A 13,401-nucleotide genomic window follows, 5' to 3' on the forward strand; every position below is an offset into this window, starting at 1 on the left:
GACAATGATCCGCAAGAAAGACCGTCGCCTTCGTGTCGGTGTGCTCGGCTGCGGGCCGATCGCGCAATTCGCGCATCTGGCGTCCTGCGTGAAGGCGAGCAATGCCGATCTCTACGCGATCTGCGACGCAGCACCCGATCTGCTCGCGCGTATGGGCGCGACCTACGAGCCGCAGAAGATGTATGGCGACTATGACGCGATGCTCGCCGACCCTGCGCTGGAAGCGGTGATCGTCGCCACCTCGGACGCCTATCACGTGCCGATGTCGATCAAGGCGCTGGAAGCCGGCAAGCACGTGCTATGCGAAAAGCCGATCGGCGTCTCGGTCGAGGAAGGCCAGAAGCTTGCCGACGCGGTCAAGCGCTCCGGCAAGGTGCTGCAGGTCGGCCACATGAAGCGCTTCGACCCGGCTCTCGAAGCAGCGCGTGACTTCGTCCGCGACGAGATGGGCGACATCCTGGGGCTGAAGGCCTGGTATTGCGATTCCACCCATCGCTACACCAACACCGACGCGATCCAACCTCTGCCCATCACCAGCAAGCTGGCGAGGAAGCCGGCCGGCAATCCGAAGGCCGATCTCAGGCAATATTTCATGCTGGCGCATGGCTCGCACCTCGTCGATACGGCGCGCTTCCTGTGCGGCGAGATCACCGCCGTGCGCGCCCGCCTCAACGAGAAATTCGGCGCCTATTGCTGGTTCGTCGAGACCGAGTTCGCCAATGGCGCGCTCGGCCATCTCGACCTCACCGTCGCCGTGCGCATGGACTGGCACGAGGGTTTTCAGCTCTATGGCGAGAACGGCTCGGTGATCGCGAAGACCTTCAATCCCTGGTACTTCCGGGCGAGTGAAGTCGACATTTTTCACGAGAAGGACGCCACCTCGCGAAAGCCGCTCGGCGCTGACGGCCATTTCTTCCGCCGCCAGCTCGAAAGCCTCGCTGAGACGGTGCTCGACGGCAAGCCGATGCGCGGCGCCAATGTCGACGACGGGCTCGCCTCGATCCGCGCCATGGTGGCGATCGCGCGCTCGGTCGAGAGCGGCGAACGCGTCGAGATCGCCAGCGTGACGGGAGCGGTCTGATGCAGATCGGGGTGTTCGCCAAGACCTTCCCGGGCAGCGAGCCCGCCGGCGTGCTGGCGTCGGTCCGTGACGCGGGTTTTGCGGTCACCCAATTCAATCTCGCATGCGCCGGCCTGCCGTCGATGCCGGATGATGTTCCCGCAGCGGCGATCCGGGCAATCGATGCCGCAGTCGACAGCTCCGGCGTCGGTCTCGTGGCGCTGTCCGGCACCTACAACATGGCGCATCCGGACAAGCAGGTACGCGACGATGGCTTGCGTCGGCTGGCGGTGGTGATCGAAGCCGCCGCAAGGCTTTCCAGGCCGCTCGTCACGCTCTGCACCGGAACGCGCAATCGTGACGACCAATGGGCGCACCATCCTGACAATGCCGATCCCTCGGCATGGACCGACATGGCGGTCGAGATGGAAAAGGCGCTCGAACTCGCCGAGCGTCACGGTGTCGATCTTGGGATCGAGCCCGAACAGGCCAACATCGTCACCTCCGCCCCTGACGCGATGCGGCTCATCGCCGAGATGGGTTCGAAGCGGCTGCGCATCGTGCTCGATCCGGCAAACCTGTTCGAACAGGCGGATACCGCGCAGGCGCGCGCCATGGTTGCGGCTGCAGTCGAGCGCACGGCAAGCCATGTCGCCATGGCCCATGCCAAGGACCGTTTCGCCGACGGCCGCGTTGCCACCGCCGGGCAAGGCGTCGTCGACTTCCCCGACTTCATCGCCCGGCTGAAGGCGACAGGTTTCGACGGGCCGTTGGTGACACATGGGCTTTCGGCCGGTGAAGCGCCCGGCGTCGCCCGTTTCCTCAAGGGGCTGCTGTGATGGCGCGCCCGACGATCCTGCTCCGCGATGGCGCCGCGCTTCGGGTTTCCGATACGGGCGACGGGCTGGCGGTCGTCTTTCAGCACGGGCTGGGTGGCGGGGAGGCGCAGGTTGCGCAGACCTTCCCCACAGGCTTTCGTCGCATCACGCTCGAATGCCGCGGCCATGGCGGCTCCGGCCTTGGCGAGCGCCGGCCATTTTCGTTCGAGATGTTCGCCGACGATGTGCTCGCGGCCGCCGACCAGGCCGGCCTCGACCGCTTCGTTGCCGGCGGCGTCTCGATGGGTGCCGCGATCGCGCTCGGCCTCGCCTGCCGCCATCCCGACCGCGTCGCCGCGCTGGTGCTGGTGCGGCCGGCGTGGACGTTCACGGCAGCACCGGTGAACATGCAGCCTATAACCGAGGTCGCCGAACTCATCCTCGACCGTGGCGCCGAGAGCGCGCGGAGTATCTTCGCGCAATCCGAGACGGCGACGCGGCTTTACCGCGAGGCGCCCGACAACCTGTCCTCGCTGTTCGGCTATTTCGACCGGCCGGACGCCCACGCCTTTGCGCAGGTGCTCGCCAACATCGCCGCCGACAGGCCCGGGATTTCCGAGCGCGACGCCGCCGCCCTGCGCATCCCGACGCTGGCCATTGGCAACGCCAGCGACGCGGTCCACCCGCTGTCGGCCGCCTATACGCTCGCCGCAGTCATCCCCAATGCGATCTTCGCCGAGATCACCCCCAAGGCGCTCGACAGCGCCAGGCATTTCACCGAATTACACGCCGAGATCTCGGCCTTCCTTCACGCCCACTCGAACGTCCGGAGCCTCATTCCGTCATGACCAGCAAATCTCTCTCAGGCCCCGCCGCGATAGCCGCTCTGCCGCGCAACCGGCTGCTCGGCGAATTCTCGCTGTGGTCGGCCGATCTCGCCAATATGGAGCGCGACCTGAAGCGCATCGAGGCCCATGCCGATCTGCATCACATCGACGTCGCCGACGCCCGCTTCACCCCCGGCTTGCTGTTCTTCCCGGATATGGTGGCGCGCATCGCCAAGCTGACGGCGAAGCCGATCCATGTGCATCTGATGGTCGAGGCCGAAATCGTCGAGGCGCAGACGCGGCAGTTCATCGAGGCCGGCGCCGACCTCATCACCATCCATGCCGAGAATGGCGAGGCGGGCTTGCGCGCCGTCAAGCTGGCGCATGAGCTCGGCGCCGAGGCCGGCGTCGTGCTCAGGCTGGAGACACCGGTCGCGGCAATCGTGCCTTTCCTGCCCGAGGTCGCCTTCGTCACGCTTCTCGGCACCTTGATCGGCGTCAAGGGCCAGAGCCTGTCCGAGCAGGCCTGCCCGCGTCTCATCGAGGCGCGCGCGCTGATCAGGAAAGCCGGCCGCGAGGCCGACATCGCGCTCGCCGCCGATGGCGGCATCCGCCATGAGACGGTGCCGCTGCTGCGCGCCGCCGGCGCCGACACCGTGGTGCTGGGCTCGCTCGCCTTCGGTGACCCTGACCTTGCGCAACGCATCGCCTGGCTGCACGGGCTGAAAGCAGCCGCCTGATGAGCACGCTTGCGCTTGCCTTCGATCTCGGCGGCACGGAGCTGCGCGGCGCGCTGGTCGAGCGCGGTGGCGACGTCGTCGCCCGCGTCTCGGCGCCGACGCTTGCCGGCGCAGGATCGGAGGCGGTGATCGGCCAAATCATCACACTGGCGGACATGTTGCTCAAGGAGCACCCACAAGCGAAAGTCATCGGTATCGGCATGTGTGCGCCCGGCCCGCTCGACCCCAAGGCGGGCATCGTCATCGGGCCGCCGACACTGGCCGGCTGGCACAATGTGCCGCTGATCGACATCCTCAGCCGGCAGTTCGGCCTGCCGGTGCGGCTGGAGAACGACGCCAATGCGGCGGCCCTCGGCGAATGGCGCTTCGGCGCCGGCCGCGGCACCGGATCGCTGGTATTCGTGACCGTGTCGACCGGCATTGGCGGCGGCGTCATCGCCGACGGCCACATCTATCACGGCAGGCGCGGGCTGGCGGCCGAGATCGGCCACATGACCATCACCGGCGAAGGCGACCGCTGCTTCTGCGGCGCCGTCGGCTGCTTCGAGGCGGTCGCCTCCGGTACGGCGCTCGGACGCCGGGCGACACGGCTGACCGCGCCGGGCGACGGCTCGCTGCTCCGGCGGCTGTCCAACAATGGCGACGTCTCGGCGCGACACGTCGTCGAGGCCGCGCGGGCGGGTGATGTAGCGGCTCGCCCACTGGTCGAGGCCGAGGCGCGGTGGCTGGGCATCGGCTTCACCAACCTCCTGCATCTCTACTCGCCCGACCTGATCGTCATGGGCGGCGGCCTTTCCAACGGCTTCGACCTCCTGGCACCGACCATCAGGGCGACCGTCGAGCACCGCGCCATGCAAGCCTATCGCGACGTGCCGATCGTTCCGGCCGAACTTGGCGACCAGGCGGGCCTGGTCGGCGCGGCGAGCCTGATCCTATGGGAGGGCGAGCCCGGCACGGCGCTGGCAATGGTGCAGAACGAGGAGACGACAACCGGCGCCAGGGGGGCAAGCCAAGGCTGAGCTCAAGCTGCGCGGCGCGCGCAAATCCTACGGAGCCGCCGAGATCATCAAGTGTATCGACCTCGACGTCGAGGACCGCGAATTCATCGTCTTCGTCGACCCGTCCGGTTGAGGGAAGTCCACGCTGCCGCGCATGATCGCCGGGCTGGAAAGAATCAGCGCAGGCGACCTCATGATCGACGGCGTGCGCGCCAACGATATCGACTCGTCCGCGCGTGGGCTGGCCATGGTGTTCCAGTCCTATGCGGACTATCCGCATATGAGCGTGGCCGAGAATAGGGGGCTTCGCACTGAAGATCGCTGGGGTGCCGCCGCAGGAGCGGGAGCGCAAGGTGAGGGAGGCGGCCGAAGTATCCGGAATGGTGGCTCCTGGCCGCAGCCTGCGCTCTGCGGAGGATCGACAACGCGCGGATCGGTAGCCGTTTGCGAGAATTTCCATCGCAAGGGTCCTGAGGCGTAATCAGTAGTGCAAAGGTGTCAAATGCCCACTCCCTACAATCCTCCGGCCGCGGTCAGACGCGCCCTGCGCAGGCTGGGAGCGAATATCCACGATGCCCGGCGGCGGCTCCCAATGGCGCTGGTGGCGAGCGCGCCTTTACCTCGCGCTCGACCCTGCAACGGGTCGAGGCGGGCGACACGAATGTCAGCGCCGGCATATATGCCGCCGCAATCACAGCTTCCTTTGGCTCGGAAAGACGGCGCGCGAGCGACGGATGAATCGACCGAGTTGACAAAACCATCGTGCAGCGTTCACCTCATTGCTCTCTAACAATGCTTCCGGGGGGCGGCTTTGCTTTTCTTTCGATCTCTCTGCCGTGCTGTGCTCTTGACTGTGGCCTTTTTTGCAGCACTGCCGACGATGCCGGCACTGGCATGGGCCCCGGATACTGTCATGACCTTCCAGGTGATCCGGAACTCGGACCCCGCATGTGAACCAACCTGCCCTGCGTGGATCTACGCTGCAGGTTCGATTGAAACCTCGTCCCCATCGGCTTTGCGCAAGCTGCTGAAGAGCCTCGGCGCAGTTCACCTGCCCATCGTCTTGGCATCTAATGGTGGTGACCGTCAGTCCGCCCAGGAACTCGGCAGGATCGCCAGAAAGAACAAGCTGACAATCGCTATTGGGACTTCACCCGTAGTTTGCAAAGACAAAGCCTTGGTCTGTCGCACGATGCCAGAGATTGACGGCCAAGGTCGATTCGAAGAAGCCAACTGCCTGTCTGCCTGCCCCTTGTTCCTTGCTGGTGGCGTCAAAAGGCTCAACAGCGACCGCAACTTTATCGCGGTCCACAAGGGACAAGCCGTCCTGTACTCAAATGGCGACAGGACCTTCACTCAAATAAAATCCGCGAAGAGGGTTGCCAAGGTTCTAGCCAATGCTCACCTGGAGAAGAAGCAATATCTCCGGGAAATGGGCGTAGCCGTCGCGCTGGAGGATGAGGCTTTCAAGCATGGCGGCGACGATTTTTATGAAGTCCCGATCGATCGGCAGCGCAGTTGGGGCTTGATCACCGGCTCAGTCGAAGAGTTGGATTTCACCGATCCCCACTTCTGCAAAAGACAGCCGCTCCCCCAAAATTGCGTCCCAAAACAAAATGGCCTGCCACGACGTAAGTCATGAAATGGGTGGCTTATTTCCGCGCAGCCACTCGACCGGAAGAGATCAGCCGCGTATCTCAGTCAAGCAAGCCGCCGTTACGAGGCCAACCGGCTCTTAAGCCGTTTCTCGCGGAGACGGGTGCCAGCCCGCCAGGTGCGGGCGGTTTGTCGTCCGTCGTCTGCTGGGCGATCCGTACCAGATCGCTGAGCGCCGAACGGATTTGCGGCCAGGGAAACTCGGAGCATTCCACCCAGGCGTCACCCTCGCGCAACACGGCATCGAGCTTGCCCGCCACGCCGGCGACAGTCGTGGCAGGCGTCGTTGAGAGCGCTTGCATCAGATCCTGCGCCCGATTGGCAGCCTCGCGCTCAGCTCGAAGGGCCGCAGCATAGCCGCCCTCCTCCGCAGCCGTGTCCCAGCGTGCCTTATGCGCCGCGAGGTCAGCTTCGGCCTTTTCCCGGAGATCCGCTGTGTCCGGGCGCTTGCCGAGCACTTCATTGAGCGCCTCGATCGAGTGGACCGTCGCATCCTCACCCTCGGGCAGGCACACGGTTGCGCAAGGAAAGCCGACGTTCGAGACAAGCCTCGTCTCCAGGCGCTGCTGCTTGCGGCAAAGCCGCTCGGTCAGCTTGTGGGTTGTCTCCCATTCCCGCCAAAGCGCCAGCGCTGGGTCAGGGCGCACATTCGTCATCCCGGCCTCGCCAGCAAACGCGTTCCCTTCAAGGGTCCACGCGGTGGTTGCCGCCACTGTTCCCGCAAGCACTCTCCTGCGGGTGACGAACGGCAGAGTCGTGGTATTGTCGGAATCAGCCATGATCCGAGCTCCAATCAGCTTGGGTGGTGGTCAGGCCGCTCAGGGTGTTACCAGCACCTCGTGCGGCCGCCTCTGTTGCCCTCCTGATATGTCACTTTTTGTGACTTTTAACAAGAAGAATGTCATGAAAAAGGACATATCGGCCCACCAGCTTCGTGCAGCGAGAGCCTTAATTGACTGGACGAGAGAGGATCTGGCCAACGCATCCGGGATAAACGTTCGCACGCTCGTCAGAATTGAGAATGCCCAAACGGCTTCGAGGCAGACCACTCTAGAGGCGCTAACTGCAGCATTAGAAGCTGCCGGTGTCGAATTCATCCCGGAAAACGGCGGTGGTGCTGGCGTTCGCCTGGCGCGTCGATCTGACGATGCAAAAGGCAAACTGTGATCCTTTTGTATGGACCGGCTCCCTTTTGCAAAGGCGTACAGGGACAGGGAAAGTGGCGCAGATGTGTCCGCCCTATAGAGCGGCGCGTTTGTGGGTCGTCGCGGGAGACCTGATACGAGTGAGTGCCCAAGTTGGGAACAATCGACGCACGCGCGGTCGAGACACAGTTCATTCTCCGGCAGATCTGAATTACGGCTCTCGCCCACCTGCGCATTTTGCGGCGCGAGCATTCCTCACATCCCGATTCCGACTCCGCGCTTTCTGCCGAAACTCCAGTCGATGCCCCCGCTGTCTTGCACGAGCCCGCTGATGTGCTGGCCGACGCGCTTGTCGAGCATCGGCTGCCAGGGAACGAGCTGAAGCCCGAGCCCCGTTGTCCAGCATGGCAAAACGCCCGCTGGCAAGGCGGACCGAGTCAAGGAGGGTGCCGCCGACATAGTTGCCGGGCTGAACGGGCGCGTAGGTGAGGCCGCGCGCAGCGGCGATTTCCTTGCCGACGCGCGTGACCTCCTGGAGTTCCAGCGTGGCAACAAGGTCGCGCGAGAAGGTGAAGGTCCCGCTCCCCGCATCGCGTTCGGCATGGCCCATCCCGACGAGCTGGGCAGCCCGCCTGTCGAGAGCGTTGTCGACGTCGAGACCGAAACCTGACCGGACCAGCGGCACCGGGTTTTTGGCCGTCAGCTCCCGGTCGAGCCAGGTGGCGCCGTCGCTGCCGACCTGCGCGTCAAGATCGAACGTCGAGAGCAGGCGGACGGAGAAGTCCTTTCCGCGGCTGCGGCCATCGTAGGCGATGCCGCGCTCGGGCAAGTTTTCCGGAACGCGCCAGTGGTCGTCGTCGATACGTTCGATATGGCCGGCCCGGCGCAGCGCTTCGAGACGGCGGACATGAAAGCGGACAAAGGCGTCCGGGTCCTTGCCCTCTTCCAAAAACGTCTCGCGGATCGCCTCCAGGTGTCTGCTCGGACGATAGATGCCATCCTCGCCGGCTACGACGCTGATGTTGCGGTCGGCCGCACGCGGCTCCTCCTTCGGCGGGATCGGATCGAGCGCCACGATATGGCCGCGCTGAATGTCATCGAGCTTTGCCGCATCCGCGGTCTCGACATAGTGGGTGCGCCCGTCGACGCCATCGATGACGAGCGACAGCTTGTCGCTCATCTCATCACCCGAAAGACCCTTGGCGAGCACACGGCCGACGACCGGTTCGGTGATGGTCCGCCGGTGCATCACGTATTGGGCCGGGCCTCGCTCCTGGGCGAGACCGTGCTCCTCGAGCGCCCGGTGCATGGTCTTGATGATGTCGTTGCGCTCGCCAAGCGCTCGCAAAGTACTTTCGGCCCTGTCGGAAACCACCCATCGGCCGGGCTCGATCTCGCTCGCCAGGCCGAAATGCTCCAGCTTCTTCGCCCGGTCGATCAGCAGATATCGATTGCTGGAAATGGTGTAGCTGTCGCTGGCATTGGGACGCAGGTTAACAACATCGTGCTCCTGCTGTTCGGCGATCAGCATGCGGTCGAGGCGGGTCAGCCGTTCGGCATCCACTTCGCTGGCCAGCTTGCGGGCGACCTCGATCTCGCTTTGCAGCCCGAGTTCCCGTTCGACCAGCTCGCCTGCCCGGTGACGGATGCCATGGGCGATGTAGTCGCCGGCGATGTTCAGGATCTTGCCGTCATCGGTGATGCCGCGCACCAGGACGTGGGTATGCGGATGACCGGTGTTGTGATGGTCGACGGCGATCCAGTCGAGGCGCGTGCTGAGGTCGGTCTCCATCTGTCGCATGAGATCGCGGGTGAAGGAGCGCAGGTCTTCCATCTCGGCGGCATCCTCCGGCGCGACGATGAAGCGGAACTGGTGCCGGTCGCCGCGGCCGCGCTCGACGAAGGCCTTGCCGTCGGCCTCGTCGTCGACGGCCGAGTATACCCTGCCCTTCTCGCCGCCCCTGGTCACGCCGTCGCGCTGGAGATAACGCAGATGCGCATCGACGGCCTTGCTCGTCGTCATGAACTTTCGGCCGCGCCCGCTCGTCCCCTTGCCTCGCCCCGGCAGCTTGACGACGCGCGCCTTCACCACGACGCGACGGGAACGAAAGCGCACGCCATTGCCGTCCTGGCGCCAGCCGCCGGCGTCCTTTGGCAACCCTGCCGCGACCTTGCTGCCGCGGCCGCGGGCATTGAAGCGGCCACTCTCCTTCCCGCGACCGCTGCTTGCGCCCAAGCGATTGGGATTGCCGCCTTGCTTGCGGATGGCAATCTCGACCTGGCGCACAAAGGGCAGTGCGCGAGAATTGATCGCCGCGCCGCCGCGGCGCATCCGGCCGATGCGAACCTGGAACCTATCGCCGTCACGATCTGCCATGACGACAGCATCGGGAGCTGCATTTGGTGCTTCAAGATGGCCGGAGCGCGACGCGTGTTATGGCCCGCAAAGACTTGCTGTGGCAAACGATGGCGGATCGCACATCGTTGCGGCACCACAGTGTTGCTTTGCAGATCAATGCGATAGCGGACCAGCCGTGAGCCACGCACCTTACGTCATTCCGGCTGGTCTCCGAATCTGCCGTAAAAAACAATGTGCAGACAGAGACTTACGAGCAAAGCGAGGGCGAGCGCCAGCTCGCTTTATCTTGCCGTCTCTCTCCGCACTCTGTAACCGTCCGGATCCTGCACACCTAGTGCAATCTCGCAACGTGTGGGGTTCTTTCTTATCGAGGAGGATCTTCGGCGGTGCCTCGACGTTCCTGGGACAAGGCCGACAACTCGTACTGGTCGACGCATGTCGCGACCTGGTATCGGGGGCCGTTTTGAGGTGGAGGAATATTGCCGCCGGCGCAAGCTTTCGATGACGACTTTCGAGCTGTGGGTGCGTCATCTGGTGAGCGCGGAAGATCGGCGCAAACGTGCGGAATATCTGCGGAAATTGCGCCAGGGAAAGCCGCAAAAGCGGGGCAAGAAAGGGCCGCCGAAGCGACGCAAGAGCCCGCGCCGCTACTGCTACAGCGTGCGTACGGACACGATCCGATTTGCCCTGCAGGCGTTCTGGGGCATGCATGTGGAGGCGATGAACTGGAGCGGATTGGGGCCTGCCGAATATGCCGTGGCGCTCGGGCTTTCGCCCCATGCGCTGCGCAAATGGCGCGCTCGTCTTGAGGAATTCGAATTCGAAGTGGACTGGCGATCTCTGTTGCATCCGAGTGCCCGGGCTCAATTAAGCAGCGCTGATTGCGTGCGGCGCCAATCGCTTGAGACTGCGGGTTGACGGGCGGTCGGACCGGCGCCGCTTCAGCGACGCGCAGAAGCAGGCGATTGTGCAGGAGACGGAGAAGCCTGGTGTCAGTGGCGGAGGTTGCCGCCGCCATGGAGTCGCCACCAGCACGGCCTTCCGCTGGCGTGTCGAGTTTCGGCCTGACCGCTCGCAAGACGCCGCAATTGGCAACTGTTGCGCTCATCCATGGGGCGAAAAAACGAACGCCGGCGACGGCTCCCCTGTGCAATCTCGTGCGGCCGCCGGACGGCATGGTGGCAGTCCGACTGGACAACGGGCGGCGCGTCTTTGCGTCCGTCGGCAGCAATGCGGATGCAGTCAAGCGGCATCTCGCGGTAAGGGAGAACGCATCATGATCGTCGTTGCGGCGGGTGTGAAGATGCATCTGGCGCTCGGTCATACCGACCGTCAAGAGGCTCGACGGGCTCGCCATACTGATCCAGGAGCAGCTGAAAGATGGATCCCTTCTCGGATTCCGAGCGCAATGGACCCCGACCACATCGAACGCGATATCAGCGAAGGCGCGAACATCACTCCGCGCCGTAGCGAACCCGGAAAAGCGCAACCAAAGCGCGGGCCGCTGCCCGATCATCCGCCGCGCGTTGTTGCGGCGGCACCCTGCCCAGCATCTGCGAGAGCATTAGCGAGATCCTCGACTATACCCAGGCGCGGTTTAGATGTAGCGCCACGCCGCCCGAAATGTGCCTGCCGGACCCGTTGGCCCGAAAGAGGTTCAGGCAACTTGAACGTCGCCGACGCGTTCCAGATGAATTGCGCCCGAAGCTCCAATTCACCGCCCCGCCGCGAGGAGGACCGCGCCGCCAAGTGCCGAGAGGATAAAGATTGTACGCGCATGTTCATCGCTCGATCTGCGGTGCAGCAGCTTTCACCGGTTTATCAGCAACTCTGTCCGCAGCCGGGCAGAACGATGGAAGCGAAAGCTTGCCGGCTTGATATTTGCGACGAATACGGTTTGTTGCGGGACAACGAATTATTTGCCTGATTGGCAATAAACAGCCCATCCGTTTCAACGCGCGCCATTAGAGCCATCAGACAAGAGGAAAACTCGATGACCGTTTCTCCAGACCCACGCGACCAGGCTAATCTCGTATCAATCACCGCCGACATCGTTTCCGCCTACGTTTCGAACAATCCGCTGCCGGTCGGCGAGTTGTCGAAGCTGATCGGGGATGTCTATGTCGCTTTGCAGGGGATCGGTACACCTGTCGCTCCGACCGCAGCCAAACTGGAGCCGGCGGTGTCGATCAAGAAGTCAGTGTCACCTGATTTCATCATATGCCTGGAAGACGGGAAAAAGTTCAAATCCTTGAAGCGGCATATCGGAACGCACTACAATCTGAGTCCGGACGAATACCGTCTGAAATGGAACCTGCCCTCCGACTATCCGATGGTGGCGCCAAATTACGCGGCCACCCGCTCGGCCCTGGCGAAATCAATAGGCCTGGGACGCAAGGCGCCAGCGCCAGCGACAGCTGCGGCGGAAAAGCCAAAACGAGCTGCTCGCGCGGCAGCGGCGGCAGCAATTGCCACGGCAGTCAAGTCGCCGGTGAAGAAGGCGCGCAAGACACCCGTCAAAGCATAGCGTGCTGCACCAGATAGAGGTGCAGTGGTGAACCTGAACCATGGCGAAGCCCCGCCTTGCGCGGGGCTGCGTGTTTAGTCGGATCACTGTGCGGTGCGGCGGGACCAGATGAGCGACAACTCGCCCTCGGTGGCGGTCTCGACCAGGCTCGCATAGATCGGAGCGGGGAAGCTCGGATCGTCGAGCTTGACCGAGTGGTAGTCGCGGCCCTCGCGCGAGGTCTTCTTCCATGCCGCCCCGAACTCGATGGCGCCGGCGAAGATGCGGAAGTCCGGACCTTTTTCATTGTCGCCTTCGGCTGGCGTGAACGTCACCGACTTGACGTTGAGGTTCAGGGTTTTGACTGAGCCGGAGAAGCCGTTCGCGGTGCGGGAGAATGTGCCGATCGTCGCCATGGTGATGGTTCCTTCTGTTTCTCGGGCCGCGCCTATTGCGGCCTCGATGGTGGTCTTGAGACCGGGGGCGATCGGGCCGCACCCAAAGCAGCTGAAACGAAGTGGAAGACGGCGCCGCGAGACTTTCTTGGGCCGCGAGGAATGGACGCAAACCGGGGTCCCCGCCAGGTGTGCCGGGTGGGGTGGTACGGCCAGGGGAAGAAAACGAAGCGCCGTCGTTGCGGGAAGACGATCGAGGTTGAGCCAAGCGAAAACGGTCTTCGGTCAGACCCAATCCATTCGAGGGCGCCATGGGCGTAGCTAGGATGGACAGACAGTCACAACGGCGACCGCGATCAGTCACCCGCTTCCCAGCCCTGTCATGAGCGCTTTGGCGGTCAATACAGCTAACCCACACCTCAACCATGAGAATGATGATGCCGCTCCAGGTACCCGCGCCAAGATGGCCGGCGAGCGGAGCTGGGCCGCGCCGTGAAGCTGGGCGGACCGGATCAGTTCAGTTCAGTTCAGGAGGTGGGTGACGCGCTCCATTGCGAGTGGGCGGCCACGCTCTGGTACAGATTGTATTTGTGCGAGCGATGGCCAAAGCCATTTCTCCATCGGCGGCTCATTTGCCTTATGCTTCGTCAATGATCCGAAATCCGCGTTCCAGACTGCAATCCTATGCTGCTTGACCCTATATTGATCAGCGATCTTGCCCCAAGGCATCCATTCCAAACGGCACAACGCGCCACTTGCTGACGCAGTGCGCCGATGTACGAACGTCTCGATATTTTGGGGCCGACGAACGAACCCGCTGCGCGGGATGGGCGCATGGGGTGAGGTAGAGATCAAGAACCGGTCGTCGCGCTCGCGTTGAGCGTCGTTCGGCTCGAG

Annotated in this window: 14 protein-coding genes and 2 pseudogenes; 12 read left to right on the top strand and 4 right to left on the bottom strand. The window is 63.7% G+C overall.

Annotation, left to right across the window (positions count from 1 at the left end; all coding sequences use genetic code 11):
- Positions 1-4: 4 nt before the first annotated feature.
- The 8 genes and pseudogenes from NKH04_RS28205 (at position 5) to NKH04_RS28240 (ending at position 6,085) form a co-directional block, all read left to right on the top strand.
- Entirely contained in the window at positions 5-1,081 is a 1,077-nt protein-coding gene (locus NKH04_RS28205; RefSeq protein ID WP_353045309.1) for a Gfo/Idh/MocA family protein, read from the top strand.
- Positions 1,081-1,899 carry a sugar phosphate isomerase/epimerase family protein gene (locus NKH04_RS28210; protein ID WP_353045310.1) on the top strand — a complete coding sequence of 273 codons (819 nt, stop codon included), beginning with the start codon at positions 1,081-1,083 and terminating at the stop codon, positions 1,897-1,899. The genes NKH04_RS28205 and NKH04_RS28210 overlap by 1 nt, the downstream gene beginning before the upstream one ends.
- Positions 1,899-2,726, top strand: a complete 828-nt coding sequence (locus NKH04_RS28215; RefSeq protein WP_353045311.1) for an alpha/beta fold hydrolase — start codon at positions 1,899-1,901, stop codon at positions 2,724-2,726. Before NKH04_RS28210 ends, NKH04_RS28215 begins: the two co-directional genes overlap by 1 nt.
- Positions 2,723-3,445, top strand: a complete 723-nt coding sequence (locus NKH04_RS28220) for a ribulose-phosphate 3-epimerase (RefSeq protein ID WP_353045312.1) — start codon at positions 2,723-2,725, stop codon at positions 3,443-3,445. The genes NKH04_RS28215 and NKH04_RS28220 overlap by 4 nt, the downstream gene beginning before the upstream one ends.
- Positions 3,445-4,464 (top strand): ROK family protein, encoded by a 1,020-nt coding sequence (locus tag NKH04_RS28225; RefSeq protein ID WP_353045313.1) that lies wholly within the window; start codon positions 3,445-3,447, stop codon positions 4,462-4,464. Before NKH04_RS28220 ends, NKH04_RS28225 begins: the two co-directional genes overlap by 1 nt.
- A 7-nt stretch (positions 4,465-4,471) precedes the next feature.
- Positions 4,472-4,817: pseudogene (locus NKH04_RS28230) on the top strand (ATP-binding cassette domain-containing protein); the annotation flags it as partial.
- 128 nt (positions 4,818-4,945) lie between these two features.
- Positions 4,946-5,142, top strand: a pseudogene (locus tag NKH04_RS28235) (hypothetical protein); the annotation flags it as partial.
- Positions 5,143-5,356: 214 nt separating this feature from the next.
- On the top strand, positions 5,357-6,085 hold the full coding sequence (locus tag NKH04_RS28240) for a hypothetical protein (RefSeq protein WP_353045314.1): 729 nt from the start codon (positions 5,357-5,359) through the stop codon (positions 6,083-6,085).
- Positions 6,086-6,140: 55 nt separating this feature from the next.
- On the opposite strand, the gene NKH04_RS28245 is transcribed toward NKH04_RS28240, so the two are convergent.
- Complete coding sequence (locus NKH04_RS28245; protein WP_353045315.1) at positions 6,141-6,878, bottom strand: hypothetical protein; 738 nt, start codon at positions 6,876-6,878, stop codon at positions 6,141-6,143.
- A gap of 124 nt (positions 6,879-7,002) precedes the next feature.
- Between NKH04_RS28245 and NKH04_RS28250 the strand changes: the two genes are divergently transcribed.
- Complete coding sequence (locus tag NKH04_RS28250) at positions 7,003-7,266, top strand: helix-turn-helix domain-containing protein (RefSeq protein ID WP_352922508.1); 264 nt, start codon at positions 7,003-7,005, stop codon at positions 7,264-7,266.
- A gap of 189 nt (positions 7,267-7,455) precedes the next feature.
- Here the strand turns inward: NKH04_RS28250 and NKH04_RS28260 are convergent, their stop codons facing one another.
- Positions 7,456-9,621 (bottom strand): DUF3363 domain-containing protein, encoded by a 2,166-nt coding sequence (locus NKH04_RS28260; protein WP_502913452.1) that lies wholly within the window; start codon positions 9,619-9,621, stop codon positions 7,456-7,458.
- Between the two features lie 417 nt (positions 9,622-10,038).
- Between NKH04_RS28260 and NKH04_RS28265 the strand changes: the two genes are divergently transcribed.
- Genes NKH04_RS28265 through NKH04_RS28280 form a run of 3 tightly spaced genes read left to right on the top strand, consistent with a single transcriptional unit; the run spans position 10,039 to position 12,130 of the window.
- The gene (locus NKH04_RS28265) at positions 10,039-10,521 is read left to right on the top strand and encodes a hypothetical protein (protein WP_353045316.1); all 483 of its coding nucleotides are present in this window, start codon (positions 10,039-10,041) and stop codon (positions 10,519-10,521) included.
- Positions 10,522-10,570: 49 nt separating this feature from the next.
- Positions 10,571-11,530 (top strand): hypothetical protein, encoded by a 960-nt coding sequence (locus tag NKH04_RS33300; RefSeq protein ID WP_502913454.1) that lies wholly within the window; start codon positions 10,571-10,573, stop codon positions 11,528-11,530.
- A complete protein-coding gene (locus tag NKH04_RS28280; RefSeq protein WP_502913453.1) occupies positions 11,531-12,130 on the top strand; it encodes a Ros/MucR family transcriptional regulator in 600 nt (199 codons plus the stop codon).
- Between the two features lie 83 nt (positions 12,131-12,213).
- On the opposite strand, the gene NKH04_RS28285 is transcribed toward NKH04_RS28280, so the two are convergent.
- The gene (locus NKH04_RS28285) at positions 12,214-12,525 is read right to left on the bottom strand and encodes a DUF736 domain-containing protein (RefSeq protein WP_352922510.1); all 312 of its coding nucleotides are present in this window, start codon (positions 12,523-12,525) and stop codon (positions 12,214-12,216) included.
- 501 nt (positions 12,526-13,026) lie between these two features.
- On the bottom strand, positions 13,027-13,401 hold a 375-nt coding region (locus NKH04_RS28290; protein ID WP_353045317.1), incomplete at its 5' end, for a hypothetical protein.

Source organism: Mesorhizobium sp. M1365, assembly GCF_040317865.1.
GTDB lineage: Bacteria > Pseudomonadota > Alphaproteobacteria > Rhizobiales > Rhizobiaceae > Mesorhizobium.

Excerpts from the sequence above, each read along its gene's own strand:
- NKH04_RS28205 (WP_353045309.1), top strand. The coding sequence starts at position 5 with ATGATCCGCAAGAAAGACCGTCGCCTTCGTGTCGGTGTGCTCGGCTGC.
- NKH04_RS28210 (WP_353045310.1), top strand. The coding sequence starts at position 1,081 with ATGCAGATCGGGGTGTTCGCCAAGACCTTCCCGGGCAGCGAGCCCGCC.
- NKH04_RS28215 (WP_353045311.1), top strand. The coding sequence starts at position 1,899 with ATGGCGCGCCCGACGATCCTGCTCCGCGATGGCGCCGCGCTTCGGGTT.
- NKH04_RS28220 (WP_353045312.1), top strand. The coding sequence starts at position 2,723 with ATGACCAGCAAATCTCTCTCAGGCCCCGCCGCGATAGCCGCTCTGCCG.
- NKH04_RS28225 (WP_353045313.1), top strand. The coding sequence starts at position 3,445 with ATGAGCACGCTTGCGCTTGCCTTCGATCTCGGCGGCACGGAGCTGCGC.
- NKH04_RS28240 (WP_353045314.1), top strand. The coding sequence starts at position 5,357 with ATGACCTTCCAGGTGATCCGGAACTCGGACCCCGCATGTGAACCAACC.
- NKH04_RS28245 (WP_353045315.1), bottom strand. The coding sequence starts at position 6,878 with ATGGCTGATTCCGACAATACCACGACTCTGCCGTTCGTCACCCGCAGG.
- NKH04_RS28250 (WP_352922508.1), top strand. The coding sequence starts at position 7,003 with ATGAAAAAGGACATATCGGCCCACCAGCTTCGTGCAGCGAGAGCCTTA.
- NKH04_RS28260 (WP_502913452.1), bottom strand. The coding sequence starts at position 9,621 with ATGGCAGATCGTGACGGCGATAGGTTCCAGGTTCGCATCGGCCGGATG.
- NKH04_RS28265 (WP_353045316.1), top strand. The coding sequence starts at position 10,039 with ATGTCGCGACCTGGTATCGGGGGCCGTTTTGAGGTGGAGGAATATTGC.
- NKH04_RS28285 (WP_352922510.1), bottom strand. The coding sequence starts at position 12,525 with ATGGCGACGATCGGCACATTCTCCCGCACCGCGAACGGCTTCTCCGGC.